Source organism: Streptomyces roseicoloratus, from assembly GCF_004117935.1.
Classification (GTDB): domain Bacteria; phylum Actinomycetota; class Actinomycetes; order Streptomycetales; family Streptomycetaceae; genus Streptomyces; species Streptomyces roseicoloratus.
In genome coordinates this window covers 85,354-110,334 of sequence record NZ_SDOY01000172.1, presented here as the reverse complement: position 1 = coordinate 110,334, position 24,981 = coordinate 85,354, and the positions used below count along the sequence as shown (strand labels likewise).

Here is a 24,981-nt window from a genome sequence, read left to right as displayed (position 1 = left end):
GCCGACAAGGCCGAACCGCCCGGCCGGCAGCCGGTCGCGCGAGCGGCCTTCCGATCCTCTCAGGAGACTCGTCATGATTCCTTTGCTCATCGTCCTGCTTGTGATCCTCGTGCTCTTCGGCACCGGTTTCGCCCTAGACGTGCTGTGGTGGATCGCCCTCGCCCTGCTCGTCGTGTGGGTGCTGGGATTCTTCCTCCGCTCGGGGGACCGGCGCTGGTACCGCTGGTGACCGCACCGCCGCGGTAACCACCGCTCCACCGACGGCGCCGGCCCGCTTCGGGCCGGCGCCGGGCCGTGCGCGCACGGGATCCGACGTCACCTGTCGCTGACGTCACCTGTCGGCCGTCCTGAGACGTGTCACTGGACTACGTCTCAGGAACGGCCGACAGGAACGGCAAGAGGGAACGCCAAGAGGGAACGCCAAGAAGGCCGGACAAGAAGGCCGCCGGGAACGCGCGCCGGCAGGGAGGCGTCAGGGAAGGCGTCAGGGCGAGACGAACAAGGCGTCAAGGCGAGGCGAGGCCGTCCTCAGGACGAGGCCGTCTGGCGGGCGAGTGCGTCCACCACGTCGCTGAGGAGGCCCTGGCGCCGGTACGCGGCGCGCTGTCGGGCCGCCCCGACGCCGTGGGCGCGGATGCCGTGCCACTGGCGCAGCACCCGGTCGGTGTCGCCGGTCAGGTCGAGCTGGGGTCGCACCCGCGCGACGAGGCGGTCGACGAGCTCGGCCGCGGGCCGCTCGGCGCCGGTGCACGGATCGATGCCGTAGCCGGAAAGGCCGTAACGGGCGGCGAGTTCGTGGGCGAGCAGGAGCCGGCGCAGCGGGGTCCGCTGCACGGGCCGGTGCGCGCGCTCGTCGGCGAGCAGGCTCGCGGCGAGGGCACGGACGAGGGCGGCGACCATGACGACGGTGTCGACGTCGGCGTTGGAGTCGGCGACGCGGATCTCCAGGGTCGGCACGTGCTCCGACGGGCGGGCGTGCCAGTACACCATCCGCCGGTCGAGCAGGGTGCCGGTGCGCACCAGTTCGGCCACGTGGGCGAGGTAGCGGGGTTCGTCGAGGTCGGGTGCGGGCCCGACGGTGGGCCAGCTCGCGTACTCGACGGAGCGCCAGCTGGCGAAGCCCGTGTCGCGCCGCCGTGCGAAGGGCGAGTTGGCCGTGACGGCCTGGAGCACGGGAAGCCACGGGGCCATACGACGGGAGAGGGCGAGGGCGAGTTCGCGGTCGAGGCTGCCGACGTGGACGTGGCAGCCGCAGACGAGGCCGTCGACGGTGCTGAAGCGGGAGGCGAAGCGCCGGGCCATGCGGCGGTAGCGTTCGGTGTCCGTGATGGTCAGCGGCCGCGCGGGCGGCACCACCGGCGTGCCGGTGGCGATCGGCAGGCAGCCTTCGGCGCGGGCGGCGGTGCCCACGACGGAGCGCAGCCGCACCAGTTCGTCCCGCAGGTCACCGCACGAGGCGGTGGGCTGGGTCATCGTCTCGACCTGGGCGTTGAAGAGCTCGTTCTGGACCTGGTCTCCGAGGATCCTGGCGGCCGACGCGATGACGTCCGGAGCCCGGTCGACCGGGGCCCGGCTCGTCGGGTCGACGAGGACGAACTCCTCCTCGACCCCGATGGTCAGATCGTTCATGTCCGCCTCCTCGCTTCGGTCCGCGACTACCCGGCCGGCGGCGGTCCACCCGTGCCGGGGCGCGCCGGGTGTGCCGTGCCGGGACGCGCCGGGCGTGCGTGGCAGGGCGCGCCAGGCGTGTTCCGTCCGGGGTGGGGCACTCGCCCCGGTGGGACCCGTGCACCACGGGGCCCGTGGTGAGTGCCGAGCCGACGGGAGCATGATCATGATCCGGACGCCGGACCTCCTGTCCTTCCTGGAGGGCCTGGCCGTGCCGCGTGCGACGCGGGGCGGCGCCGGGCCGTTCGACGAGGGCCGCACGGTGGCGGTGACGGGTGCGCGTGCGCGTGCGGACGGGTCCGAAGGGCGGGGCCGTGGCGCGCTCGGCGGCTTCGGCCCGGAGTCGGCCGGGCGTGCGCCGTACACGGCCCTGGCCCGTCGTCCGGTGACCGTCGCGTCGGCCACGGGAGCGGGCGCGCCGGCCACGGGAACGGGCGCGCCGGCGGCCCGTGCCTCTCGCGCCGGCGACGGCGCGCCGAAAGGCGGTGACCGGCCGTGACCGGTTTCGAAGTCCGCGACGTCTCCCTGCACACCGAGGAGCTGGGGCGGTTCGAGGTGCCGCGGGGCGACGGCTCCCGTGAGGCCGAGCCGATCACGGTGCCCGAGGGCACCGTGATCAGCCTGGGTCTGACGTTCCGGCTCGGCCAGGACGTCGACGGGCTGGCCTTCGAGGAGTCCCTGGCCATGGAGGGGAAGGTCCTCACGACGACCCGCACCGTCCTCGGCGGCTTCCGGACCGGCGGCCCGTACGAGGTACGGCTGCCTCCGGAACGCCTGCCGGTGGGCCGGGCGCACTGCGGCGTGTACACGGTGACCGGCCGGTTCACGGACGGCGGCGGCCGGGAACTCGCCGCAGAGGGCTACCGGCTCCGTCTCGAGCACCGTTCGGGGCACCCCGGCTCCCTGCCCGCCGCTCCCCCGCACCCCGCCGCTCCCCCGCACCCGGCCGCCGCCCCGCACCCCGGCTCGCCTCCGTCGGCCTCACCGCGCCCCGCTCCGGCGGCCGGAGCTGGCACCGTGCCCGGCGTACCGGGGCCGGGCGTACCGGGCTCGTCAGCGCCGGCGGCATGAGGCCCGGCGCACCCCCGGGGCGGCCGGTCGGCCGCCCCGGGGGTGCGCCGGGGTCCGTCGGGCCGGTGGTGTCAGCCGCCGGTGGTGCGGGGCGCGGTCGGCGCGTCCTCGGTGAGGAGTCCCGCGCGCAGTTCGCCGAGGATGCGGGTGAGCAGGCGGGAGATGTGCATCTGGGAGAGGCCGAGGCGGGCGCCGATCTCGGCCTGGGTGAGCTCCTCGCCGAAGCGCAGCGAGAGGATCGTGCGGTCCCGTTCGCCGAGGTGGTCGATGAGCGGCTTCAGGGAGGCGAAGTCCTCGATCAGTTCGTACGAGGGCTCCGGCTCGGCCAGCCGGCGGGAGCCGCTGCGCGGCGGGTCGCCCTCGTCGGAGACGGAGGCGTCCAGGGAGCGGGCGGTGTAGCCGCGGGCGGCGAGTTCGCCTTCGGCGACGCGTTCCTCGGTGACGTGCAGGTGCTCGGCGACCTCGGCGCGGGTGGGCCTGTGGCCGAGGCTCTGTTCGAGGGCGTCGGCGGCCTTGGCCATGTCGATGCGGAGTTCCTGGAGGCGCCTGGGTACCCGGACGGCCCAGGTGGTGTCACGGAAGAATCGTTTCATCTCTCCGACGACGGTGGGCAGCGCGAACGCGGAGAACTCGATGCCGCGCTCCGGGTCGAACCGGTCGATGGCCTTGATCAGGCCGATCGTGCCGACCTGGACGATGTCCTCGCGCTGTTCCGGCCGGTTCTTGAAGCGCCGGGCGGCGAACCGCACGAGGCTCAGGTTCAGCTCGACGAGGGTGTTGCGTACGTAAGCGTGCTCGGGAGTGCCGGGTTCCAGTTCGCGCAGCCGGGTGAGCAGCGCGGTGGACAGCGTCTGCGCGTCGTCGGTGGAGACCTGGGTGGGCCGGTCGATCTCGGGCAGTCCGTCCAGCGCCTCGCGGCGCATCGAGGCCGCCGGGCTGGGCGGCGCGGGGCGGACGGTACTGCGGCGCGTCGGCGTCGCGTTCCTGGACATGTGACTCCTTCGACGGTGACCGGCGGCCTTCGCCACGCGGGGTACGCGGAGGGATCCGTCGGTCCGAGCGTCTGAAAGGAGGATTCCCGTTCCCGTCCGGTTTGACACGAATTATTCGGATCGGTGAGGGAAGCGGCCTCGTGAAGGCCCGGAGAACAGCCCCGGCACGCCCCGGAGAGGAGCGCACCATGCCCCGTGGATCGAGCGCCAAGCGCGAACGTCAGTACGAGCACATCAAGGAGAGCGCCCAGGACCGCGGCGAGAGCACGAAGCGGGCCAAGGAGATCGCCGCCCGCACCGTGAACAAGGAACGCGCCCGCGCGGGCGAGTCCAAGACGGCGAGCAAGAGCTCCGTCCAGGACATGTCGTCCTCGCGTCGCGGCGGGAAGCGCTCGCACAGCGGCTCCGAGGGACCGACGTACGACCAGCTGTACGCGGAGGCACAGCGCCGCAACATCCACGGCCGGTCCTCGATGAACAAGGCCGAACTCAAGCGCTCCCTCGGAGGCAACTGACCTCGGGGGCCCCGAAGGGATCCATCGTGACGCTCGACGGAACGACCGTTCTCGTCCTCACCAGCAACTACGGGACGGAGCAGGACGAACTCATGCACCCGATGGCGGTACTGCGGGAAGCCGGTGCCCGCGTCACTGTCGCCGCCCCGCGGGACGAACCCGTCCTGACCCTGATCTCCGACCGCCGGCCGGGAAGCGTCGTCGAGCCGGACACGACCCTCGCGGAGGCCTCACCGGAGGCGTACGACGCCGTCGTCGTGCCGGGCGGCACGCTGAACGCCGACCGGCTGCGCACCAACCACCAGGCCCAGCGCCTGATCGCCGCCTTCGCCGACGACGGCAGGCCGGTGGCGTCGATCTGTCACGGACCGTGGCTGCTCCTGGAGAGCGGGGTGGTCAAGGGCCGCGAACTCACCTCCTACCCGTCCCTCCGGACGGACCTGGAGAACGCGGGCGGCCACTGGCAGGACCGTGAGGTCGTCGTGGACACCTCCGGCGGCCATCCGCTGATCACCTCGCGCAGACCCGCCGACCTGGACGCCTTCTCGAAGGCGATCGTCGAGGCGCTCGAAGGCCGTACGGCCCGAGCCTGAACGCCGGCGCGCCCGCCGTCGCGCGCCGCGCCTCCCCGACCGCGCCCCCTCCCCCGACGCCGACCCCACCACCCACGGGAGATCACCATGACCACCGCACGCGAGATGATGACCGCCGACGCGACGTGCGTCCGCTGGGACGAGACCATCGCCGAGGCCGCCCGGAAAATGGTCCGGCTCGACGTGGGCGCGCTGCCCATCTGCGGCCCCGACGAGCGGCTCAAGGGCATGCTCACCGACCGTGACATCGTCCTGAAGGTCGTCGCCGAGGGCAAGGACCCCGCGGCGTGCACGGCGGGCGAGCTCGCCCAGGACGAGATCGTCACCGTCGGCGCGGAGGACTCGGCCGACGAGGTGCTGCACGTGATGAGCGAGCACCGGATCCGCCGCGTCCCCGTCATCGACGGGCACGTCCTCGTGGGCATCATCGCCCAGGCGGACGTCGCCAGGACCCTGCCGGACCGACCGGTCGGCGACCTGGTCGAGGCCATCTCCGAACACTCCTGAGGCTGCGCCCGGGAACACTCCCGAGGCTGCGGCCGGAGCGGAAACGCCCCTGGCAGCCGCGCACGGACGGCGCGGCTGCCAGGGGCGTTTCACGGGTCGCCGCGCGGGCGCGGGTCACCGCTCCGACTCAGGGGTCACCGCTGGGGCGGCTGCTCCGGGGGCTGCTCCCGGTCCGTTCCGCCCAGCTGCTGCTTCATCCTGTCCTGGGCGGTGTCGACCTGGCTGCTGTACTTGCCCTGCGTCTTGCCGTCGACGTAGTCGCCGGCCTTGTCGATGCCCTGACCCGCCTTGTCCTCGTGGCCCTTGAGCATCTGCTTGAGCTTGTCCATCACGGACATCGCGGCCCTCCTCGAGTGGCCCCCCTGTCCCGTCCAGCATCCCGGACCCGGACGCGGCCCGCATCCGCAGAGCGGCCCGGCCGGTGCTCCGGGCGCGGTCACCGGGAGGCCGACACGGTGTCCGACCCCGGGTGTACGGGCGGCCGGGCCGGTTCCGTCCGTGGTCTGACGCGGGGCCCGGGCGCGGGACCGTAGCGTCCTGGGCATGATCACACCGATCCGGGCGGCCGCGACCGCCCTCCTCGCCTGCGCCGTCGCGTTACCCGCCACCGCCCTTCCCGCCACCGCGGCGACGCCCACGGCCGTCGCCGCGGCTCCCGCGCCCGCGCCCGCACCCCTGGCCGGCACCGCCCCCGCGGCCGACCCGCTCGAACTTCCCGCACCCACCGGCGGGTTCCGCGTGGGCGCCTCCGTCCTGCACCTCGTCGACCGGTCCCGTCCCGACCCGTGGGTGCCCACGGCAGACGGCCGCGAACTGATGGTGACGCTCCACTACCCCGCGGCCCGCAAGGCGCACGGCCGGCCCGCCCCGTACGCGACCGAGGACGAGGCGCGGCTGCTCCTGCGGGGCGTCGGAACGGCGGACCCGGCGTCGGTCCGCGCACTGGCCGGCATGGGCACGTACAGCGTCAGGGACGCGCGGCCCGCGCCGGGGCGCCATCCGCTCGTGGTGCTGTCACCCGGCTTCGGCGTGCCGCGCTTCACCCTGACCGCCACCGCCGTGGAACTGGCCTCGCGGGGCTATGCCGTCGCCTCCGTCGACCACGCCTACGAGACCTCGGGCACCTCCGTGCCGGGCGGGCGGGTCCTCACCTGTGTGGCCTGCGCGGCGCTGGAGGAGGGCCGGGTGAAGGGCAGTGACGTCACGGCCGCCCGTGCGGCCGACGTCCGCTTCCTCCTGGACCGGATCACCGGCCCGCACGCCGCCTGGCCGTACGCGCGGAGCATCGACCGGTCACGGATCGGCATGGCCGGCCACTCGATCGGCGGAGCGAGCGCGGCCACCGCGATGCTCGCCGACCGGCGCATCGACGCCGGGGTGAACATGGACGGCTCGTTCTGGGACACGTTGCCGGCGGGCGGACTCGGCGGCCGGCCGTTCCTGTTCCTGGGCACCGACGACGCGGTGCACCGTCCCGGCGGCGAGGACGAGACCTGGGACCGCACGTGGCAGGCGCTCGACGGCTGGAAGCGCTGGCTGACGGTGGCGGGCGCCGACCACTTCACGTTCTCGGACGGGCCGGTGATCCAGCGCCACTTCGGCCTGCCCGCCGGGCCGATCCCGGCCGACCGGGCCCTGGCCGTGACCCGCGCGTACGTCGCCGCGTTCTTCGACGAGCACCTCAAGGGCGTACCGCAGCCGCTCCTGACGGGGCCGAGCGCACAGCACCCCGAGGTGCGGTTCCACCGGCCGTAGCGGCGTACGGGCCGTACGGCCGGGCCGCGGGGGGAGCAGTCCCGGGGCGCCGCCGGGCGCGTACGGCCGGAGGCCGCGGGGCACGCCCGGGACGACCGTCTCAGGCGCGTCCCGCGGCCTTCTGGCTCCGCCGGGACAGCGAGTCCACGACCACGGCGGCGAGCAGCACGGCGCCGGTGATCATGAACTGGACGGCGTTGCTGACGCCCATGATGTTCATGCCGGACTGGATGGAGCCGATGACCAGTGCGCCGAGGAGCGCGGACCAGACCGAGCCGCGGCCGCCGAACAGGCTCGTGCCGCCGATGACGGCGGCGGCGATCACGTTCATCAGCAGATTGCCGCCGCCGGAGGTCTGACTCGCGGACTGGATCTGGCCGGCGAGGAAGAGGCCGCCGATCGCCGCCATCGTGCCGGAGACGGTGAAGACGCTCATCCGGACGAAGGGCACGCTGATGCCGGCCCGGCGGGCGCCCTCGATGTTGCCGCCGACCGCGAAGATCTGCCGCCCGTAGCGGGTGCGGCGCAGCACGAAGTCGAGGAGCACCAGCAGGATCAGGAAGATCAGCAGGGGCAGCGGCAGTCCCTGGTACTGGTTGAGGATGTACGCGGCGACGAAGGCGATGGCCGCGATGACGACCGTGCGCAGCACGATCTCGCCGAACGGCCGGAACGGCACGTGGGCGGCCTGCCGGCGCCTGGCGTCCTGGAGCGAGGCGAGCAGGAAGAGTCCGACGCCCACGCCGGCCGCGACGTAGGCGGTGGCCGGGCTGTGGAAGATGGTCGAGTACAGCTTGGCGACGATGCTCTCGCTGGGGATGTTCACCGTGCCGCTGGTGCCCAGCACCTGGAGCATCAGGCCGTTCCAGAAGAGGTTGCCGGCGAGGGTGACGACGAAGGCGGGCACGCCGACCTTGGCGAAGAAGAAGCCGTGGATGAGGCCGACCGCGGCTCCCCCGGCGACGGCGACCAGCAGCGCCAGCCATTCGTTCATGCCGTTGAGCACGTTGAGCACGGCGAAGATCGCCGCGCACAGTCCGCTGACGGAGCCGACGGACAGGTCGATCTCGCCGAGCAGCAGCACGAAGACGATGCCGACGGCGATCATGCCCGTGCCGACGATCTGCTGGCTGAGGTCGGAGAGGTTCTGCGCGGAGAGGAAGGTGCTGTCGAGGCTGCCGAAGACCGTCCAGATGACGGCGATGGCGACGACGACGGGCAGCGAGCCGAGTTCGCCGCTGCGCATCTTGCGCCGGAACTCGCCGACGTAGCCGCGCAGGCCCTCCTCGCGGACGATGAGCCGGCTGTCGACGGCGGGTACGGCCTTGGGCGCGGGTTCCTGGGACGGGGCGCCTGCGGGGCGCTCCGGGCCGCCGCCGGAGTCGCGGTCGCCGTTCATGGCTCCTCCTCCCCGCGGGCCTGCCGCTCCTCGCGGATGCGGGCCTGACGCCGGGTCACGGCGCTCTCGGTGGCCCCGGTGATGGCGGAGATGATCTCCTCCGTGCTGGTGGACCGCTTGTCGAAGAAGCCGTTGTTGCGGCCGAGGCGGAGGACCGCGATGCGGTCCGCGACGGCCATCACGTCCACCATGTTGTGGCTGATCAGGATGGTGCCCAGGCCGTGCTCGCGGAGCCGTTCCACGAGATCCAGGACCTCGGCGGTCTGCTCGACGCCCAGGGCGGCGGTGGGCTCGTCCAGGAGCACGACCTTGGGGTCGCCGACCAGGGAGCGGGCGATCGCCACCGTCTGGCGCTGGCCGCCGGACAGGGACGCGACGGGGATGCGGACCGACGGGATGCGGATGGACAGGGTGTGGAGGAGCTCGCGGGAGCGCTGCTCCATGCGGACCTCGTCGAGCACTCCGAAGCGGCGCAGTTCGCGGCCGAGGAAGAGGTTGCCGACCACGTCGAGGTTGTCGCACAGCGCGAGGTCCTGGTACACGGTGGCGATGCCGAGGTTCTGGGCGTCGTGGGGCCGGTTGATCGAGACCCGCCGGCCCTGCCATTCGATGACGCCCTCGTCGGGCGGGTTCACTCCGGCGATCGCCTTGATGGCGGTCGACTTGCCGGCGCCGTTGTCGCCGACGAGGGCGACGACCTCTCCGGCGTTCACCTCCAGGTCGAAGCCCGACAGGGCCTGGACCGCGCCGAACCGCTTGGAGATCCCCCGCAGGGACAGCACAGGTGTTTCCGGCACAGCGACCGCCTCCGACGCCTACCAGGACCGTTGCGGGCCGCGCGACCGCCGCGGGCCGCGCGCTTCCGGGCCGCTCACTTCGGGCGGCCTACTCCAGACCGGCCTGCTTGCAGGCTTCCTCGTACGTCGGCGTGCAGATCTCGTCGACCGTGTAGAGCCCGTCCTTGACGACGGTGTCCTTGATGTTGGTCTTGTCGACCACGACCGGCGTCAGCAGGTTGGCCGGGACCTTGTCGCCGCTGCCGTTGGTGACGGTCAGGGGCACGAGGTCCTTCGGGAGCGCCTTGCCCTCGGCGAGGTCGACGGCCATCGTGGCGGCGATGTCCGCCTCGGGCTTGTACGGCTTCATGACGGTGATCGTCTGATCGCCGACCAGGATGCGCTGGATGGCGTCGAGCTGGGCGTCCTGGCCGGTCAGCGGCACGTTCATGCCGGCCGCCTTGAGGGCGGTCGAGATGCCGGCGGCGAGGCCGTCGTTGGCGGAGTAGACGCCGACGATGTTGTCCTTGCCGAGGGCGCTGATCGCTCCGGACATCTGCTGGTTGGCGTTGTTGGGGTCCCAGTTGGGGGTGTCGTACTCCTTGCCGATCTTCACCTTGCCGTCGAGGACGGAGTGCGCGCCGGCCTTGAAGTCGGCGGCGTTCGGGTCGGTGGGCGAGCCGTTGTGCATCACGATCTGGCCGGAACCGGCCTTGTCGCCGAGTGCGTCGAGGAGTGCCTTGCCCTGCAGTTCGCCGACCTTGCGGTTGTCGTACGACACGTAGGAGTCGACCGGGCCCTGGGCGAGACGGTCGTAGGCGACGACCTTCACGCCGGCGGCGTGCGCCTTGTCCACGGAGGACTGGATGGACTTGGAGTCCACCGCGTCCAGGATGAGCACCTTGTCGCCCTTGGCGAGCGCGGTGTTGACCTGCTGTTGCTGGGTGGTCGCGCTCTCGGCGGCGTTGTAGTAGTCGACCTGGGCGCCGGGCGCCAGCTCCTGGATCTTCTGCTCGATGTAGGGCTTGTCGAACTTCTCGTACCGGGTGGTCTTGCTCTCCGGGAGCAGCAGGCCGATCTTGATGTCCTGGCGCCGTTCCGAGTCCGGGGCGGACTGGGCGACGCCGCTCGTGGTCACCACGCTCAGGGACAGGACCGCGGCTCCCGCGACGGCGATCGCCGCGCGCACTGTTCGGGTCATGGCAGGCTCCTTCCGCGCGCCCTCGACCCCTCTACCGCGGGGGCTGCGAGGCTTGCGAAGACTGCCTGACCGCGGGAGCGTCGGCGCACCTTATGGCCTATGTATCGACACTAGCCCCAACCCGCGGGGCCTTCCATTCGCGGCGCCGCACCCCCCGTGGGCGCGGCGCCGCGAACGGTCCGGGCGGCCGGTCGGCCGGTCGGCCGGCGTGGCCGACCGGGCAGCGGGCGTGGCGGGCCGGTCAGCCGGCGTGCCGGGCCATCCAGGCCTCGACCTCGTCGGCGGACCGGGGCAGGCCGGCCGACAGGTTCTCGTGGCCGTCCCCGGTGACGAGGAGGTCGTCCTCGATGCGGACGCCGATGCCCCGCCACTCCTCGGGCACGGTCAGGTCGTCCGGCTGGAAGTAGAGCCCGGGCTCGACGGTGAGCACCATGCCGGGCTCCAGGACGCCGTCCACGTACTCCTCGTTGCGGGCGTGGGCGCAGTCGTGGACGTCCAGGCCGAGCATGTGGCCGGTGCCGGCCATGGTGAAGCGGCGCTGCAGGCCGAGTTCGTACGCGCGCTCGGCAGGCCCCTCGATGAAGCCCCACTCGACGAGCCGGGCGGCGAGGTGGCGCTGGGCGGCCTCGTGGAAGTCGCGGTAGGCGGCCCCGGGCTTGACGGCGGCCATGCCGGCCTCCTGGGCCTCGTACACCGCGTCGTAGACCTGCCGCTGCACGGGCGTGAAGGTGCCGCTGATGGGGAGGGTGCGGGTGACGTCGGCGGTGTAGAGGCTGTGGGTCTCCACGCCGGCGTCGAGGAGCAGCAGCTCGCCGGGGCGCACGGGTCCGTCGTTGGTGGTCCAGTGCATGATCGTGGCGTGGTCGCCGGCGGCGCAGATGGAGCCGTAGCCGACGGAGTTGCCCTCCAGGCGGGCGCGGCGGAAGAAGGTGCCCTCGATCCAGCGCTCGGAGGTGGCGACGGCGCGGGAGAGCTCGGAGACGGCGTCGGTGAAGCCGCGGACGGTGGAGTCGACCGCCTTGCGCATCTCGCCGATCTCCCAGGCGTCCTTCACCAGGCGCAGCTCGCTCAGCACCTCCTCCAGCTCGTCGTCGCGCTCCTCGTCGGTGCGGACGGCGGCCTCCAGGGCCGGGTCGACGCCGCGGACGACGCGGGTGGGGACGGTAGAGGCGGCGAGGTCCAGGACGGCGGTGCGGACGTCGCGACAGGGCAGGCCGAGAACGCGCTCGGATTCGGCGAGGGAGCGGCGGCGGCCCATCCACAGTTCGGCGTGGTAGCCGATCCAGAACTCGTCGGTGTCCCGTCCGTCGCGGGGCAGCTGGTAGCAGTAGGCGTCGTGCCCGCCGTCCGCGCGCGGTTCGAGCACGAGGGCGCCGTCCCTGGCCTGGTCGCCGGTCAGGTGCACGTAGCCGGAGTACGGCCGGAACGGGTACAGGTCGTCGTTGGAACGGGCCTTGAGGTTGCCCGAGGGGACCACCAGGCGCTCGCCGGGGAAGCGGGCGGAGAGCGCCGCGCGGCGGGCGGCCGCGTACGGGGCCTGCTCGTCGAGGGCGAGGTCGTGCCGTTCGGTGTCGGCCCAGCCGGTGCGCATGAGCGCCGACAGTTCCGCGGAGACGCCTCCGTACAGACCGTTCTTCCGTGCCTTGGCCACGTCGTACCCCTTCGTCTCGTGCCGGGTGCCCGGTGTCCGGTGCCCGGCGTCGGTGAGCGTGCGGTTCCGGAAGGTAGTGGGCGGAGCGGACGCCGTGGGCCCGGGAGTGCCAGTGGCACCGATCGGCCATACGGAGCGACGGGGAGCGCCGACAATGTGGGCATGACGAACGCGAAACTCGGTGAGGCGCTACGGCTCCTGGGCGTCGGCCCCACGGCCGGCCGGGTCTACCGGGCCCTGCTGGAATCGGCGCCCGCGCCGCTCGGCGTGATCGGCCGGGCGGCGGGCCTCGGCGGCGCCGAGCTGACCTCCGCCTACGCGGAGCTGGTCGACGCGGGTCTGGCCAGCTCCGCCGAGGACGAGACCGACGTGGTGGCGCCGGTGCCGCCCGCGGCGGGCCTGGAGATCCTGGCCCGGCACCGGGCGGCGGAGCTGGAGGAGTCGCGGATCGCGGTCGGCGGTGCCTTCGAGTCGTTCCGGCGGCACCGGCTGGCCGCGTACAACGACGATCTGGTCGAGGTCGTCACGGGCGAGGCGATCGGGCCGCGGATGCGGCACGCGTGGGCGAGCGCGCGGGAGCAGATCCGGCAGTTCGAGTCGCCGCCGTACGTGCCGCTGCCGGGCGCCACGGAGGACGCGCTCGCGACGCTGGCGCGCGGGGTGCGGCAGCGGGTCGTGTACTCCCGGGAGTCCCTGGAGCACCCGGGGCATCTGCGGGACGCCATCGAGCCCGCCATCGCGGCGGGCGAGCAGGCCCGGGTGCTGCCGTCGGTGCCGGTGAAACTGCTGATCATCGACGAGGCGTACGCCCTGGTGTCGCTGTCGATCCGGGAGGCGGACGTGGTCAACACGATGCTGGTGGTGCAGCCGTGCGGGCTGCTCTCCGCGCTGGTGGCGCTGTTCGAGCAGTGCTGGCACAGCGCGCTTCCCTTCCACGGCGGCGCGGCGCGGCCCGCCGCGCTGCCGCCGGCCGACCGCCGGCTGCTGCGGCTGCTGGCGGGCGGGGCGAGCGACGAGGTCATCGCGCGCGAGCTCGGCGTCAGCCGCCGGACCCTGTTCCGGCGGCTGCAGGTCCTGATGGCGAGACTCGGCGCGGCGAACCGCTTCCAGCTCGCCCTGCAGGCCCAGCGCGCCGGCTGGCTGTGAGAGCGCCCCGGCCACGCCCCGCGGGACCGGCGGCAGCGCGAACCGGCACCGAGGTGCCGCGGCCGCATTCGCGGCGGCGGTGAGCGGCACGGAGCGGCTCCCCCTCCTCACTTCGGGCAGGTCGGATGACGGGTGAGTACGCCGAGTACGCCCTGGACGAGGCTGGTGATCCGTGTGGTCGAGCACTCCCGGCCTCGGCGAGGGCGTCGGCGATGCCGTGTTCGCGGGTCGCGCGGACGTCGTGGACGGCGCCGGGCAGGGGGGCGTGAGGCCCACGGCTGCCGCCCGAAGGGGGCGGCGATGACCTGCACGTTCATCCCGTGCCTCTTGCGCCTGCCGGAGCAGGGGAGAACGGCCGGGCCGCGGCAGCACCGCCGGAGCATGTGCCGCGGCCGTGAGGCGCGCGGGCGCCGCCCGTCCGCACCGTCCCGAGGCGCGCGGACCCCACCGGCCCCGCACCGTCCCAAGGCACGCGGACCCCACCGGCCCGCACCGTCCCAAGGCACGCGGGCGCCGCCCGCCCGCACCGTCCCAAGGCACGCGGGCGCCGCCCGCCCGCACCGTCCCAAGGCACGCGGGCGTCGTCGGTCCCCGCGGCCGTGGGCCCCACCGCCGCCGGGCTCCACGGCCCTCCCCCCTGCACTCGTCACCGCCTGACGAGAACCCGCACATTGTGGAGGTGACTTGAACCGCGTCTCCCCCACCGCACTCCGGACCGGCACACGGCCCGGGGCCGGATGCCGGGCTTCGCCCGGTTCGCCCCCTGCCCCTCACCACCCCCCGGAATCTGTTACTCCGCTCTGCGGAGAAGCTGTCGCCATTACGTGAAACATGCTGCACGGGCGGCTTCCGACGGTGCGCGAATGGCGCGGAAAAGGCGTCAACGGAATTGGCTCGTACACCCGTTGGCGTGCTTTGATCTGGCCCGCCGCGGCAGACGGATTCCCCCCACCGAACGAAAGGTGCGCTCCATGCGTAACGACATCGAGACCCGCGAGATCGCCGACACCGAGCTGGACGCCGTGTCCGGCGGTGTCATCAGCGTCCAGGGCGGGCTCGCCGGCGCCGTGACGGGCGACGTGGCCAACCTGCTCGGCACCGTCGGCAACCTGCAGACCGTGCAGAACGTCGAGGGCCTGGTCAACGGCGTTCCCGGCCTGGTCCAGGGCGTCACCGGCGTCTCGGTGAACACCGGCGCCATCACCGGCATCGCCGGTCTCTGAGCGAGTCACCGCCGGGCCGCCCCGGGGCACACGCCCCGGGGCGGCCCGGCACCCGGGGCGGGTCGGTCGGCGGTCGTCCCTGCCGCGCGGTCGTTCCGCCGCGGCAAGGAAATCGCGGTCGCACCACGGTCACACCGCAGGAAAGGGAAATGCCATGCAGTTTCGCCAAAAGGCCCTTTCCCGCCTGCAGTCCCCCGAGGAACTCGATCTTCCCGTGCGTTTCGCCCGCCCCCAGGGGCGACTCGTCCTGGCCGTCACGGTGCTCGTGATGGCCGCCGCCGGGTACTGGGCGTTCACCGGCACGGTGACGTCGAAACTGACCGCGCCCGGCGTCCTCACCCCCGCCGAGGGTCGCCACCTGCTGCAGAGCCCGGTGGCCGGCCAGGTGACCGAGGTCCTGGTCTCCGAGGGCACGACCGTCGCCTCGGGGCAGCCGCTGGCCGTCGTCCGCACGGACCGCGGCGACCGGCCCGTGCGCGCCGTGGCCGGCGGCCGGGTGGCCGCCCTGTTCGCCCGTACCGGCGCCGTCGTGACGGCCGGCGCCGACGTGGCCGCCGTCGAGCGGGTCACGGATCCCGGCGAACCGCTGGTGGCGGTGTTGTACGTGCCGGCGGGCGAGGCCGCCGGAATCCGTGCGGGCGCCGCCGTCGACGTGACGGTCCGCCAGGCGACCGCGGGCCGGGCCGGGACGCTGCGCGGCCGGGTCGCGGCCGTGGGCCGCACGCCGCAGTCCCGCGCCCGGATCGGCGGCTTCCTCGGCGACGACGGGCTGGCGGCGGAGTTCACCCGGCAGGGCAACCCGGTGGCCGTGCTCGTGCGCCTGCCCCGCTCCCCCGAAGGCCCCGGACCGGCCGACTCCGGCACGCCGGTCACCGGCGCCGTCCACCTCTCCTCGCAACGCCCCGTCGACTGGCTGCTCCCGTGAACCCGCGCAAGAAGTCCCCTCGTCAGCAGACGCCCAGCAAGCAGGTCCCTCCCGAAAGCCCCTCCCGCACGGAGACCTCCCGTGCGAAGAACTCCCGTGCGAAGAACTCCCGTGCGGCCGCCTCCCGGCGCCGTCCGGCGCGCACGGCCCCGCCCCGCGCCCGCCGGACCCGTACCGTCCGCACCCCGACCGTGCTGCAGATGGAGGCCGTGGAGTGCGGCGCCGCGGCGCTCGCGACGGTGCTCGGGCACCACGGCCGGTTCGTGCCGCTGGAGGAGCTGCGGATCGCGTGCGGCGTCTCGCGCGACGGTTCCCGGGCCGGCAACCTCCTGAAGGCGGCGCGGAGTTACGGTCTGACGGCCAAGGGCATGCAGATGGGCCTGGCGGCGCTCGCGGAGGTCGTCGCACCGGCCGTGCTGTTCTGGGAGTTCAACCACTACGTCGTCTACGAGGGCATGGGCCGGCGTCTCGGCCGGTCCGGCGTGTACGTCAACGACCCGGCCAAGGGGCGGCGGTTCGTGCCGATGGAGGATTTCGACGCCGCCTTCACCGGCATCGTGCTCGTCCTCGAACCGGGCGCCGGTTTCCGGCCTGGTGGCCGCCGGCCGGGCGTCCTGGACGCCGTGCCGGCACGGTTGCGCGGCACCTCGGGCACGATGGCCGCCGCGGTGCTGGCGAGCGTGCTGCTCGTGGCCGTCGGAGCCTGGGTGCCGGCGCTCAGCCGCACGTACATCGACACCTTCCTCATCGGCGGGCAGTCCTCGCTGCTCGGCGTGCTGTTCGCGGCGATGGCGACCGCGCTGGTCCTCACGGCGGCGCTCACCGCGCTCCAGCAGGGCAACCTGCTGCGCGGGCGGATCGTCTCCTCGACCCTGGGCGGCGCCCGCTTCCTGCGGCACCTGCTCCGCCTCCCGGTCGCCTTCTACGCCCAGCGCAGCCCGGCCGACCTGGTGCAGCGGCTGCGCTCCAACGACCAGGTCGCCGAGACGCTCGCCCGCGACCTGTCGGCGGCGGGCGTGGACGCCGTCGTCGTGCTGCTGTACGCGGTGCTGCTGTGGACGTACGACCCGCAGCTGACCCTGGTCGGAGTCGGTGTGGCGCTGCTCAACGTGGTGGCGCTGCGGATCACGATGCGGGTGCGGGCCACGGGCACGCACAAGCTGCGTGCCGAGAGCGCCCGGCTGACCAGCACCTCGTACGGCGGTCTCCAGATGATCGAGACGATCAAGGCCACGGGCGGCGAGGACGGCTTCTTCCGCCGCTGGTCGGGGCAGCACGCGGTCACGCTCGACGTGCAGCAGCGGCTCGGGGTGCCGGGCGCGTGGCTCGCGATCGTGGCGCCCGCGCTGGCCGCGCTGAACAGCGCGCTGATCCTGATGATCGGCGGACTGCGGGCGGTGGAAGGGCATCTGACGGTGGGTCTGCTCGTCGCCTTCCAGTCCCTGGTGACCGGGTTCACCGCGCCCGTCGCGCGGCTCGGCGCGGTCGCGGGCCGCATCCAGGACTTCGCGGCGGACGTCGCCCGGCTCAAGGACGTGGAGAACTTCCCCGTCGACCCGGTCCACACCCGCCGCGAGCCCGCCGGCGGGGCTCGCAGGCTCACCGGCCACGTGGAGCTCGACGGGGTCACCTTCGGCTACAGCCCGCTGGACGCGCCGCTCCTGAAGGACTTCTCGCTCGCGGTCGGTCCCGGGCAGCAGGTCGCGCTGGTCGGCGGCTCGGGCAGCGGGAAGTCCACGGTCTCGCGGCTGATCGCCGGTCTGTACGCGCCGTGGGAGGGCGCCGTCCGGATCGACGGGATGCCGCTCGCGGACATCCCGCGCGGCGCGCTCGCCGCCTCGGTGTCCTTCGTCGACCAGGACGTCTTCCTCTTCGAGGGCACCGTCCGCGACAACGTGGCCCTCTGGGACCCGTCGGTGCCGGACGAGGCGGTCGTCGCGGCGCTCGCGGACGCCGCCGTCCTGGACGTGGTCTCCCGCCGTCCCGGCGGCATCCACAGCCGGGTCGAGCAGGACGGCCGGAACTTCTCCGGCGGGCAGCGGCAACGGCTGGAACTCGCCCGGGCCCTGGTCCGCGACCCGAGCGTGCTGGTCCTCGACGAAGTGACCAGCGCCCTGGACGCGGTGACCGAACGAGAGGTCATGGACAACCTGCGGCGGCGCGGCTGCGCCTGCGTGGTCATCGCCCACCGGCTGAGCACCGTGCGCGACAGCGACGAGATCCTGGTGCTCGACCGGGGCACGGTCGTGGAACGCGGGCGGCACGCCGGTCTGGTGGCCGCGGGCGGCCCGTACGCCCATCTGGTCAGGGAGCACTGAGATGACCACGCCCCGCTCCGTCACGCCCGGCCCCGCCGCGATGGCCGGGTGCTCCGCCGGTCCCGAGGCCGGGGCCTCCGGCGCGCACCCGCAGGACCCGGTGCTCGCCGCGTTCGGCGGGCTCGGCGCGGGCGTGGACTGCTCGGGTCTGCGCGCGCTGTCCCTGGAAGGGCCGTCCGTGCTGTGGCTGGTGGCGCACGGCAGCCTGGACCTGTTCGCGGTGGACGCGGCCGGCGCCGGGGCCTGGCACTTCCTCGGCCGGGTCGGCGCCGGCGCGCTGCTGCTCGGTCCGGCCGAGGGCCCCCGGCACACCCTGGTCGGCCGGCCTTCCGCGGAGTGCCTGCTGCGCCGCGTCGACCTGCGCGAGCTGTACCGGCCGGAGCCCGGCCGGTACGAAGGCGGCGCGCCCGGCTGGTACGAATCCGGTACGCCCGGCTGGTACGGGGCGGTCACCAACGGCTCGTACGGGTCCGGCGCGCCGGTCGCGAGTCCGCTGGAGGATGCGTTCGCGCTCGGCGTGGGGCGCGGTCTGCGGGTCCTGTACGAGGCGCCGCTCGACGACCGGACCGGCGGGCCGGACGTCGTCACGGACGACGAGGTCGTGTGGATGCGGGTGCCGCCCGGGAGCCTGGCGTACGGCGCGGTGTACGAGTCGGCCGCGGCAGGCACCCTGCTCGTGGACGCGGCGCTGTGGCAGGGCATGGTGGAGCAGCAGTACCGGCTGCTCCACGCCCTGGACGGCTGGATCGAGGAGCGGGAGCGGGCGCAGGAGGACCGGACGGCGGCGGGTCTCGCGGCGGGCCGGGCGGCCGGCAGCGAGGCGGACCGGACGCTGCTCGCGGCCCTCGGCCGGCACGGCGGGCGGTCGCGCGGCGGGGGTGACGCCGACGCCACGCTGGCGGTGTGCCGGCTGGTCGCGGCGGACGCCCGGATCGCTCTCCCGGAGACGGTCGGCGGGGCCGCGGCGGCCGCGGGTGACGAGCGGCTCGACCCGGTGGAGCGGATCGCGCTCGCCGCCCGCGTCCGCACCCGGGAGATCGGGCTGCGCGGGCGCTGGTGGCGGGAGAACGCGGGCCCTCTGGTGGGCCGCCGGGAGCGGGACGGCGCGCCGGTGGCGCTGCTGTGGCGGCGCGGCCGCTACGTGGCGGTCGACCGGCCCGGTGGGCGGCGCGAGCGGATCGGCGCGGACGAGGCGGCCGGCTTCGAGGACCGGGCGGTGATGTTCTACCGGCCGCTGCCTGAGGGCCGGCTCGGTCTGGTGCGGCTGCTGCGCTTCTGTGCCCGTGGCACCCGCCTGGAGCTGAGGGACCTGCTGCTGGGCGGTCTGGTGTCGGTGGTCCTCGGCGCGACGGTGCCGCTGGCGACCGGGCGGGTCCTGGGCGCTTACGTGCCGGCCGGCGAGAGCGGCCTGATCGTGCGGACGGCTCTGGCGCTGGTCGCGGCGGCGGTGGTGTCGGCCGCGTTCATGCTGTTGCAGAACGTGGCCCTGCTGCGGATGGAGGGCCGGATCGAGGCCACGCTCCAGCCGGCCGTCTGGGACCGGCTGCTGCGGCTGCCGACGACCTTCTTCACCGGCCGTTCGACCGGTGAGCTCGCCAACGCGGCCCTCGGCATCGGCGTCATCCGCCGCATGCTGTCCGGCGTGGCCCCGGTCTGCCTCCAGGCGGGCGCGGTGGGCGGCGTGAACCTGGTGCTGCTGCTCGCGCACAGCGTGCCGCTGGGGCTTGTGGCCCTCGCGATGCTGCTGGTGGTCGCCGCGGTGCTGCTCGGGCTCGGTCTGTGGCAGCTGCGGTACCAGCGGCGCCTCGTGGAGCTCGGCAACCGGCTCGACAACCAGGCGTTCCAGACCCTGCGCGGGCTCCCGAAGCTGCGGGTCGCGGCGGCGGAGAGCTTCGCCTACGCGGCCTGGGCGCGGGAGTTCGCCCGGACCCGGGTGCTGCAGCAGCGGGCCGGACGGATCCAGAACGCCGTCACGGTCATCGGCGCGGTCTGTCTGCCGCTGTGCACCCTGGTGATGTTCGTGCTGCTCGCCGGTCCGGCCCGGGGCACGATGTCGGCGGCCGGGTTCCTCACCTTCTCCACGGCGCTGACGATGCTGCTGGCCTCGGTCACCCAGCTGACGGGCGCGCTCCTGTCGGTCGCCGCCGTGCTGCCCGTGTTCGAGCAGGTCGAGCCGATCCTGCGCGAGGCGCCCGAGGTGCGCGGCGGCGCGGCCCGTCCGGGCGTGCTGAGCGGCGCGATCGAGGCCCGGCAGCTGTCGTACCGGTACGGCGAGGACGGCCCGCTGGTGCTGGACGGCGTCGACCTCACCGTGGGCGCCGGGGAGTTCGTGGCGGTGGTCGGGGCGAGCGGCTGCGGCAAGTCGACGCTGCTGCGGCTGCTCATCGGCTTCGACCGGCCCACCGAGGGCGCGGTCCGTTACGACGGTCAGGACCTGGCGGCGCTGGACCAGGCGGCGGTGCGCCGTCAGTGCGGTGTGGTGCTCCAGCACGCGCAGCCGCTGACGGGCTCGATCCTGGACTGTGTGCGCGGCGCGGAGGCGTACACGCTGGAGGAGGTCTGGGAGGCGGTCGCCCTCGCCGGTCTCGCCGACGACGTGCGGGCGATGCCGATGGGCCTGCACACGATGCTGTCGGACGGCGGCGGCACGATCTCCGGCGGCCAGCGGCAGCGGCTGATGATCGCCCGGGCCCTGATCCGCAAGCCGCGCATCCTGTTCCTCGACGAGGCGACCAGCGCGCTCGACAACGAGGCCCAGCGCGTGGTCATCGAGTCGACCCGGGCCCTGCGCACGACCCGGGTCGTGATCGCCCACCGCCTGTCCACGGTGATGGGCGCGGACCGGGTGGTGGCGATGGCGGACGGGCGCGTCGTCCAGCAGGGCACGCCCGCCGAGCTGCTCGCGGACCCGGACGGCCTGTTCCACGAGCTGGTGCGGCGCCAGCTGCGCTGACCGGCGGTCCCCGGCTGCCGGCCCGGCCGACCGCGCACACGGCCGCGGGCTCGGCCCCGGCCTCGGCCTCGGCCTCGGCGGTCAGCGCACCCCACGGGTGCGGAACTGGACGCTGATCCGGGGTCCGACGGCGCGGGTGGTCTTCGGTACGGCGTGTTCCCAGGTGCGCTGGCAGGAGCCGCCCATGACCAGCAGGTCGCCGTGACCCGACGGCAGCCGGAGGGCCACCGGGCCGCCGCCGCGCGGGCGGAAGGCGAGGTCACGCGGGTCGCCGAGGGCGAGGATCGCGACCATCGTGTCCTGGGTGGCGGAGCGGCCGGTGCGGTCGCCGTGCCAGGCGACGCTGTCGCGGCCGTCGCGGTAGAGGCAGAGCCCGGCGGTGACGAAGGGCTCGCCGAGCTCGTCGGCGTAGTGGGCGTCGAGCGTCGTCCGGGCCTCGACGAGCGCGGGGTGCGGCAGCGGGGCGCCCTCGCGGTAGGAGGCGAGCAGGCGGGGGACGGCCACCACGTTCTCGTACATCGTGCGCTCCTCGGCCTGCCAGGGCACGCCCGCGACCAGTTCCTCGAACAGCGCGTCGGCGCCGTGGAACCAGCCGGGCAGGTGGTCGACCCATGCGCCGTCACCGAGCTCGGTGCGCCGGATGCCGTCCAGCGGGCCGGGTCCGATGTCGGAGCCCTGGTCGAAGAGGGAGCCCTGGAAGCCGGGGATGTCGGGTCGTGCCGCTGTCATGCGTCCAGGATAGACGAGGGATCGAACATGCGAGCGATTCCGATGTTCGTGGTCACCGCGGCAGCAGGTGCCGGTGGCTCTCCGGGTGGGCCGCCAGGAAGTCCGCGAAGGCCTGCGGCGGCTGCCCGGTCAGGGTGCGGACGTCGTCGGACACGTCGTCCATCTCACCGACGGCCACCGCCTCGTACGAGGTGATCCAGCCCTCCACCTCCCAGTCGGGCGCGCCGTACGCCGCGCGCGAGGCATGGGCCTCGTCACGCGTCTCGGACACGTAGGTGACCGTGCGCCCGCTCGCCGCGCTCAGCGCGGCGGCGATCTCGGCGAAGCTCAGCGCCTCGGGGCCGGTCATGTCGTACGTGGCGCTGTCGTGCTCGTGTCCCGTGGTGCGCAGCACCGCCGCGGCCGACGCGGCGACGTCGTCATGGGTGACGGCGCCCACCCGGCCGTCGCCGGCGGGGCCGCGGAGCACGCCGTCGGGGGACGCCATCGCGGCGAGGTCGGCCTGGTAGGTGCTGTCGCGCAGGAAGGTGAAGGCCACACCGGTGGAGCGGATGTGCTGCTCGGTGTGCCAGTGGTCGCGGGCGTAGGTGAAGGTCGCGTGCGGTGCGGCGTTGAGGTACGAGAGGTAGACGATCCGCCGGACGCCGACGACGACGGCCGCGTCCACCACGGTGGCGTGGGCCCTCACCCGGCCGGGCCCCTCGTGCGCGGAGACGAGGCAGACACCTCATGCGGCTCACGGGTCAAGTCGACCTTGGTCACCCGGCTGCGAAGGCGGCCAGCAACGTGTCCGCCCGGACCTCCAGCTCAGGCGTCAGAGCCCCCTTCACGACCAACCTGACCTCATCGCCGCCGACCGCGCGGGCAAGCCGAATCTCGACCTGTCGATGCTCGCCGACCAAGGGGTACGAGTACCAGCCGTCGGTCCGCTCGTCGTCGGTCGCCTCGATCGCCAGTGCCACCGTCGACCAGTCGGTGGCATCAAAGCCGTAGCCCACGTAGTGCGACAGCAACTCCAGGAACGACCGCAGGTTGCGTTCCCAGATCCATCCCCCGACCTCTGCCATGGCTCCCCCTCAACGCTCAGGAGGACACCCTGTCATGAGCCGAAGCACAGTGACCAGTCAGCTGTGTAGGACGCCGTCCTGGTGTCACCGGTGGGCAGCCGGTCGAGCTTCGCCCGGTCGCGCCCCAGGGCGCGGACCGGCACGCCCGCCTCGGCGAGCAGGCCGGTGACGCGACGGCCGATCCGGCCGGTCGCGCCGGCGACCGCGACGAGTGCGCTCATGGGGTGCTCGCTTCCGGTGACGGGCGTCCGCGGCGGGGAGGGGACGAGATCCCCTCCATGCTGCGGCGCCCTCCGGGTGGCCGCCATCGGAACGGCGGCCCCCGCCCGGGCCGGGCGACTGCGGTGGTGCAAGGCAGTGGCACCGCCGGGGCGGCGCTGCGCCGAGCCAGCAATGTCGCTCGCAGGGCCGGGGGTTCGGACCTGGCGATGCGCTTCGGGCACTGTCAGGGTGTGTTCATGACTTCTTTCGAAGGGGATGCCGAGCTCGTCGCCGCTGTTCAGGACGCGGATTCTGCGTCCTGGGCGGTGCGCGCGGCAGCAGGGCGTCGGCTCGCCGTCGCAGCGGAGGTGCCGAAGATCGCAGAGGTCCTTCGACGGCTCCTGCTCGACGCCCACGACACCGGAGTGGTCCACGAGACGGCCGAAGCCCTCCTTCAGCGGGGGGACCTGTGGGGTTTGCGCGCCGTGCTGGCGGCCTTGGGCCGCGCCGAGGACTCCTCGGTCGCAGACCAGCTCGCTGCCGAAGTCGACTGCGATCCACGCTGGCTGTCCGGCACGTCCGGCGGGAGTGCGTTCTTCCGGCAGCTGGAGGTACTGGCCGCGGACCCGGATGAGATCGTCGGCACGGAAGCCCAGCGGTTGCTGGCCAGGCTGTCCGCTCCCGAGGGATAGCGCCCCGGGCCCGCGCGCCTGCGGGGGCAGGGAATCTGCCCGCCTGTGGGGGGGGGATCACGCCCCCCCACAGACGACGGCCCGTCCGTCCGCCGAACCCGATGCCGTGAGCGGGACGCGGTCGCCGAAGACGCGAGGGAGGGCCGGCCGCCCCCGTCGCGCCGGTACGGCCCGTCAGGCGGGCGACACCGTGTACGTACGGGACGAGGTGTAGAAGTCCAGGGCGGCGCGGCCCTGTTCGCGCGGCCCGAAGCTGGAGGCCTTGGTGCCGCCGAACGGGAGGTGGAAGTCGACCCCGGTGGTCGGCGCGTTGATCCGGACCATTCCGGTGTCGAGCCGGTCGAGGCCTTCCAGGGCCGCGGCCAGGTCGGCGGTGTGGACCGAGGTGACCAGACCGTAGCGGGCGGAGTTGGTGATCCGTACGGCGTGGTCCAGGTCGCGCGCGGACAGCAGGGCCGCGACGGGGCCGAAGACCTCCTCGCGCAGCAGCCGGTGGCCCGGGGCCGCCTTCTCGACCAGGGTCGGCGCCGCGTACCAGCCGCCGCGGTCCGGGACGGTGCCGCCCGCGAGGACGGACAGCCCCTGCCAGGCCGTCCGCGTCGCGTCGCGGGCCGCCTCGGAGATGAGCGGACCGCACACGGTGGCCGGGTCGCCGGGGTCGCCGACCGGGACGGCCCGCAGCGCCTCGGCCAGTGCCTCGCGCAGCGGGTCGAGGGCGTCGCCGACGGCGATGACCCGGCTGGTGGCGGTGCACTTCTGGCCCGCGAATCCGGAGACGGACGCGGCGATGTGCTGGGCCGCCTTCTCGATGTCGGCGTCGGGGAGGACGACGGCCGCGTTGAGGCCGCCCATCTCGGCCTGCACGGGGATGCCCCGGGCGGTCGCGGTGCGCACGACCTCACGGCCGACGGCGGAGGAGCCGGTGAAGGAGACGACGTCGGCGGCGGAGACCAGGGCGCCGCCCTCGGTGGCGCCGCCGGGCACGACGGTGAACAGGCCCTCGGGAAGCGCCTGCCGGACGAGCTCGGCGAGCCGCAGGGCGCAGGCCGTGGCTTCCGGCGCGGGCTTGAGGACGACGGCGTTCCCGGCGGCGAGCGCCGGCGCCGCCTTCCAGGTGGGAATGGCGAAGGGGAAGTTCCAGGGCGTGACGAGGCCGGCGACGCCGTGGGGCCGGCGCCGGGTGAGCAGCAGTCCCGGTCCGGCCGCCGGCTCGTGGACGGCTCCGGTGGGTTCGTACGACGCCTGGGCGTAGTAGCGCCAGAGGGCGACGGTGCGGCCGAGTTCGGCGCGGGCCTCCGCGACCGGCTTGCCGACCTCCCGTACGGCGAGGTCGGCGAGTTCGGTGCTCGCGGCCTCGATCGCGGTGGCGGCCGCGCCGAGGGCGGCGGCGCGGGCGGCGGCCCCGCCGCGCGCCCAGCCGGGCTGGGCGGTGCGGGCCCGTTCGACCGCGTCGGCCGCGGCGAAGGCGCCGGGTGCGGGGATGTCGACGAGACGGTCGGCCGGGTCGGCGGGGTTGCGGGAGATCACGGTCATGCGTCGAACCTTCTCTGTCGTGTCCGAGGGCTTGCGCAGTACAATTTCACATTACTATGTTACGGG

24 protein-coding genes and 2 pseudogenes are annotated in these 24,981 nt (G+C 73.9%); 13 read left to right on the top strand and 13 right to left on the bottom strand.

The window, feature by feature from the left end; genetic code table 11:
• Window positions 1-73: 73 nt before the first annotated feature.
• On the top strand, window positions 74-229 hold the full coding sequence (locus ESG85_RS31385) for a hydrophobic protein (protein WP_128984561.1): 156 nt from the start codon (window positions 74-76) through the stop codon (window positions 227-229).
• A gap of 299 nt (window positions 230-528) precedes the next feature.
• Here ESG85_RS31385 and ESG85_RS31380 read toward each other — a convergent pair whose 3' ends face one another.
• Complete coding sequence (locus ESG85_RS31380) at window positions 529-1,629, bottom strand: carboxylate-amine ligase (protein ID WP_128984560.1); 1,101 nt, start codon at window positions 1,627-1,629, stop codon at window positions 529-531.
• 205 nt (window positions 1,630-1,834) lie between these two features.
• Between ESG85_RS31380 and ESG85_RS31375 the strand changes: the two genes are divergently transcribed.
• Together ESG85_RS31375 and ESG85_RS31370 are read left to right on the top strand one after the other, a co-directional pair.
• The gene (locus ESG85_RS31375; protein WP_128984559.1) at window positions 1,835-2,167 is read left to right on the top strand and encodes a hypothetical protein; all 333 of its coding nucleotides are present in this window, start codon (window positions 1,835-1,837) and stop codon (window positions 2,165-2,167) included.
• Window positions 2,164-2,739, top strand: coding sequence for a hypothetical protein (locus ESG85_RS31370; protein WP_128984558.1), 576 nt, complete (start codon window positions 2,164-2,166; stop codon window positions 2,737-2,739). Before ESG85_RS31375 ends, ESG85_RS31370 begins: the two co-directional genes overlap by 4 nt.
• A 71-nt stretch (window positions 2,740-2,810) precedes the next feature.
• On the opposite strand, the gene ESG85_RS31365 is transcribed toward ESG85_RS31370, so the two are convergent.
• Window positions 2,811-3,731 carry a SigB/SigF/SigG family RNA polymerase sigma factor gene (locus ESG85_RS31365; protein WP_128984557.1) on the bottom strand — a complete coding sequence of 307 codons (921 nt, stop codon included), beginning with the start codon at window positions 3,729-3,731 and terminating at the stop codon, window positions 2,811-2,813.
• 188 nt (window positions 3,732-3,919) lie between these two features.
• Here ESG85_RS31365 and ESG85_RS31360 point away from each other — a divergent pair, with 188 nt between their 5' ends.
• From ESG85_RS31360 to ESG85_RS31350, 3 genes are all read left to right on the top strand, one after another.
• Complete coding sequence (locus ESG85_RS31360) at window positions 3,920-4,246, top strand: plasmid stabilization protein (RefSeq protein WP_128984556.1); 327 nt, start codon at window positions 3,920-3,922, stop codon at window positions 4,244-4,246.
• Between the two features lie 26 nt (window positions 4,247-4,272).
• Window positions 4,273-4,839: a DJ-1/PfpI/YhbO family deglycase/protease gene (locus ESG85_RS31355; protein WP_128984555.1), complete on the top strand. Its 567-nt coding sequence runs from the start codon at window positions 4,273-4,275 to the stop codon at window positions 4,837-4,839.
• 87 nt (window positions 4,840-4,926) lie between these two features.
• Window positions 4,927-5,346: a CBS domain-containing protein gene (locus tag ESG85_RS31350; protein WP_128984554.1), complete on the top strand. Its 420-nt coding sequence runs from the start codon at window positions 4,927-4,929 to the stop codon at window positions 5,344-5,346.
• Window positions 5,347-5,480: 134 nt separating this feature from the next.
• On the opposite strand, the gene ESG85_RS31345 is transcribed toward ESG85_RS31350, so the two are convergent.
• Window positions 5,481-5,684: an antitoxin gene (locus tag ESG85_RS31345; RefSeq protein ID WP_128984553.1), complete on the bottom strand. Its 204-nt coding sequence runs from the start codon at window positions 5,682-5,684 to the stop codon at window positions 5,481-5,483.
• Window positions 5,685-5,889: 205 nt separating this feature from the next.
• Here ESG85_RS31345 and ESG85_RS31340 point away from each other — a divergent pair, with 205 nt between their 5' ends.
• Window positions 5,890-7,101 carry an alpha/beta hydrolase family protein gene (locus ESG85_RS31340; protein ID WP_128984552.1) on the top strand — a complete coding sequence of 404 codons (1,212 nt, stop codon included), beginning with the start codon at window positions 5,890-5,892 and terminating at the stop codon, window positions 7,099-7,101.
• 100 nt (window positions 7,102-7,201) lie between these two features.
• Here ESG85_RS31340 and ESG85_RS31335 read toward each other — a convergent pair whose 3' ends face one another.
• From ESG85_RS31335 to ESG85_RS31320, 4 genes are all read right to left on the bottom strand, one after another.
• A complete protein-coding gene (locus ESG85_RS31335; protein WP_128984551.1) occupies window positions 7,202-8,500 on the bottom strand; it encodes a sugar ABC transporter permease in 1,299 nt (432 codons plus the stop codon).
• The gene (locus tag ESG85_RS31330; protein ID WP_128984550.1) at window positions 8,497-9,297 is read right to left on the bottom strand and encodes an ATP-binding cassette domain-containing protein; all 801 of its coding nucleotides are present in this window, start codon (window positions 9,295-9,297) and stop codon (window positions 8,497-8,499) included. The genes ESG85_RS31335 and ESG85_RS31330 overlap by 4 nt, the downstream gene beginning before the upstream one ends.
• A gap of 88 nt (window positions 9,298-9,385) precedes the next feature.
• The gene (locus tag ESG85_RS31325; RefSeq protein WP_128984549.1) at window positions 9,386-10,477 is read right to left on the bottom strand and encodes an ABC transporter substrate-binding protein; all 1,092 of its coding nucleotides are present in this window, start codon (window positions 10,475-10,477) and stop codon (window positions 9,386-9,388) included.
• 241 nt (window positions 10,478-10,718) lie between these two features.
• Entirely contained in the window at window positions 10,719-12,128 is a 1,410-nt protein-coding gene (locus ESG85_RS31320; protein WP_128984548.1) for an aminopeptidase P family protein, read from the bottom strand.
• Between the two features lie 162 nt (window positions 12,129-12,290).
• Between ESG85_RS31320 and ESG85_RS31315 the strand changes: the two genes are divergently transcribed.
• Window positions 12,291-13,274 (top strand): helix-turn-helix transcriptional regulator, encoded by a 984-nt coding sequence (locus ESG85_RS31315; protein ID WP_128984547.1) that lies wholly within the window; start codon window positions 12,291-12,293, stop codon window positions 13,272-13,274.
• A gap of 187 nt (window positions 13,275-13,461) precedes the next feature.
• On the opposite strand, the pseudogene ESG85_RS31310 reads toward ESG85_RS31315, so the two are convergent.
• Window positions 13,462-13,615 (bottom strand): annotated as a pseudogene (locus ESG85_RS31310) (transposase family protein); the annotation flags it as partial.
• 630 nt (window positions 13,616-14,245) lie between these two features.
• On the opposite strand from ESG85_RS31310, the gene ESG85_RS31305 reads away from it, so the two are divergent.
• The 4 genes from ESG85_RS31305 to ESG85_RS31290 all read left to right on the top strand — a co-directional run bounded on the left by ESG85_RS31305 (window position 14,246) and on the right by ESG85_RS31290 (window position 20,693).
• Window positions 14,246-14,497: a hypothetical protein gene (locus ESG85_RS31305; protein WP_128984546.1), complete on the top strand. Its 252-nt coding sequence runs from the start codon at window positions 14,246-14,248 to the stop codon at window positions 14,495-14,497.
• Between the two features lie 154 nt (window positions 14,498-14,651).
• Window positions 14,652-15,422, top strand: coding sequence for a biotin/lipoyl-containing protein (locus ESG85_RS31300; protein ID WP_128984545.1), 771 nt, complete (start codon window positions 14,652-14,654; stop codon window positions 15,420-15,422).
• Window positions 15,423-15,622: 200 nt separating this feature from the next.
• On the top strand, window positions 15,623-17,740 hold the full coding sequence (locus tag ESG85_RS31295; protein WP_246095458.1) for an NHLP family bacteriocin export ABC transporter peptidase/permease/ATPase subunit: 2,118 nt from the start codon (window positions 15,623-15,625) through the stop codon (window positions 17,738-17,740).
• 40 nt (window positions 17,741-17,780) lie between these two features.
• The gene (locus ESG85_RS31290; RefSeq protein WP_128984595.1) at window positions 17,781-20,693 is read left to right on the top strand and encodes an NHLP bacteriocin export ABC transporter permease/ATPase subunit; all 2,913 of its coding nucleotides are present in this window, start codon (window positions 17,781-17,783) and stop codon (window positions 20,691-20,693) included.
• Window positions 20,694-20,774: 81 nt separating this feature from the next.
• Here ESG85_RS31290 and ESG85_RS31285 read toward each other — a convergent pair whose 3' ends face one another.
• The 4 genes and pseudogenes from ESG85_RS31285 to ESG85_RS31270 form a co-directional block, all read right to left on the bottom strand.
• On the bottom strand, window positions 20,775-21,422 hold the full coding sequence (locus tag ESG85_RS31285; RefSeq protein ID WP_128984543.1) for an alpha-ketoglutarate-dependent dioxygenase AlkB: 648 nt from the start codon (window positions 21,420-21,422) through the stop codon (window positions 20,775-20,777).
• Between the two features lie 52 nt (window positions 21,423-21,474).
• Window positions 21,475-22,140 (bottom strand): annotated as a pseudogene (locus tag ESG85_RS31280) (NmrA family NAD(P)-binding protein); the annotation flags it as partial.
• Between the two features lie 40 nt (window positions 22,141-22,180).
• Entirely contained in the window at window positions 22,181-22,489 is a 309-nt protein-coding gene (locus ESG85_RS31275; protein ID WP_128984541.1) for a hypothetical protein, read from the bottom strand.
• A gap of 32 nt (window positions 22,490-22,521) precedes the next feature.
• Window positions 22,522-22,710 (bottom strand): NmrA family NAD(P)-binding protein, encoded by a 189-nt coding sequence (locus ESG85_RS31270; protein WP_128984540.1) that lies wholly within the window; start codon window positions 22,708-22,710, stop codon window positions 22,522-22,524.
• 237 nt (window positions 22,711-22,947) lie between these two features.
• Here ESG85_RS31270 and ESG85_RS31265 point away from each other — a divergent pair, with 237 nt between their 5' ends.
• Window positions 22,948-23,382, top strand: coding sequence for a hypothetical protein (locus ESG85_RS31265; RefSeq protein WP_128984539.1), 435 nt, complete (start codon window positions 22,948-22,950; stop codon window positions 23,380-23,382).
• Between the two features lie 174 nt (window positions 23,383-23,556).
• On the opposite strand, the gene ESG85_RS31260 is transcribed toward ESG85_RS31265, so the two are convergent.
• The gene (locus tag ESG85_RS31260; RefSeq protein ID WP_128984538.1) at window positions 23,557-24,915 is read right to left on the bottom strand and encodes an aldehyde dehydrogenase family protein; all 1,359 of its coding nucleotides are present in this window, start codon (window positions 24,913-24,915) and stop codon (window positions 23,557-23,559) included.
• Window positions 24,916-24,981 lie beyond the last annotated feature (66 nt).

Excerpts from the sequence above, each read along its gene's own strand:
- ESG85_RS31385 (WP_128984561.1), top strand. The coding sequence starts at position 74 with ATGATTCCTTTGCTCATCGTCCTGCTTGTGATCCTCGTGCTCTTCGGC.
- ESG85_RS31380 (WP_128984560.1), bottom strand. The coding sequence starts at position 1,629 with ATGAACGATCTGACCATCGGGGTCGAGGAGGAGTTCGTCCTCGTCGAC.
- ESG85_RS31375 (WP_128984559.1), top strand. The coding sequence starts at position 1,835 with ATGATCCGGACGCCGGACCTCCTGTCCTTCCTGGAGGGCCTGGCCGTG.
- ESG85_RS31365 (WP_128984557.1), bottom strand. The coding sequence starts at position 3,731 with ATGTCCAGGAACGCGACGCCGACGCGCCGCAGTACCGTCCGCCCCGCG.
- ESG85_RS31360 (WP_128984556.1), top strand. The coding sequence starts at position 3,920 with ATGCCCCGTGGATCGAGCGCCAAGCGCGAACGTCAGTACGAGCACATC.
- ESG85_RS31350 (WP_128984554.1), top strand. The coding sequence starts at position 4,927 with ATGACCACCGCACGCGAGATGATGACCGCCGACGCGACGTGCGTCCGC.
- ESG85_RS31345 (WP_128984553.1), bottom strand. The coding sequence starts at position 5,684 with ATGTCCGTGATGGACAAGCTCAAGCAGATGCTCAAGGGCCACGAGGAC.
- ESG85_RS31340 (WP_128984552.1), top strand. The coding sequence starts at position 5,890 with ATGATCACACCGATCCGGGCGGCCGCGACCGCCCTCCTCGCCTGCGCC.
- ESG85_RS31335 (WP_128984551.1), bottom strand. The coding sequence starts at position 8,500 with ATGAACGGCGACCGCGACTCCGGCGGCGGCCCGGAGCGCCCCGCAGGC.
- ESG85_RS31325 (WP_128984549.1), bottom strand. The coding sequence starts at position 10,477 with ATGACCCGAACAGTGCGCGCGGCGATCGCCGTCGCGGGAGCCGCGGTC.
- ESG85_RS31315 (WP_128984547.1), top strand. The coding sequence starts at position 12,291 with ATGACGAACGCGAAACTCGGTGAGGCGCTACGGCTCCTGGGCGTCGGC.
- ESG85_RS31305 (WP_128984546.1), top strand. The coding sequence starts at position 14,246 with ATGCGTAACGACATCGAGACCCGCGAGATCGCCGACACCGAGCTGGAC.
- ESG85_RS31300 (WP_128984545.1), top strand. The coding sequence starts at position 14,652 with ATGCAGTTTCGCCAAAAGGCCCTTTCCCGCCTGCAGTCCCCCGAGGAA.
- ESG85_RS31295 (WP_246095458.1), top strand. The coding sequence starts at position 15,623 with ATGGAGGCCGTGGAGTGCGGCGCCGCGGCGCTCGCGACGGTGCTCGGG.
- ESG85_RS31290 (WP_128984595.1), top strand. The coding sequence starts at position 17,781 with ATGGCCGGGTGCTCCGCCGGTCCCGAGGCCGGGGCCTCCGGCGCGCAC.
- ESG85_RS31285 (WP_128984543.1), bottom strand. The coding sequence starts at position 21,422 with ATGACAGCGGCACGACCCGACATCCCCGGCTTCCAGGGCTCCCTCTTC.
- ESG85_RS31275 (WP_128984541.1), bottom strand. The coding sequence starts at position 22,489 with ATGGCAGAGGTCGGGGGATGGATCTGGGAACGCAACCTGCGGTCGTTC.
- ESG85_RS31270 (WP_128984540.1), bottom strand. The coding sequence starts at position 22,710 with ATGAGCGCACTCGTCGCGGTCGCCGGCGCGACCGGCCGGATCGGCCGT.
- ESG85_RS31265 (WP_128984539.1), top strand. The coding sequence starts at position 22,948 with ATGACTTCTTTCGAAGGGGATGCCGAGCTCGTCGCCGCTGTTCAGGAC.
- ESG85_RS31260 (WP_128984538.1), bottom strand. The coding sequence starts at position 24,915 with ATGACCGTGATCTCCCGCAACCCCGCCGACCCGGCCGACCGTCTCGTC.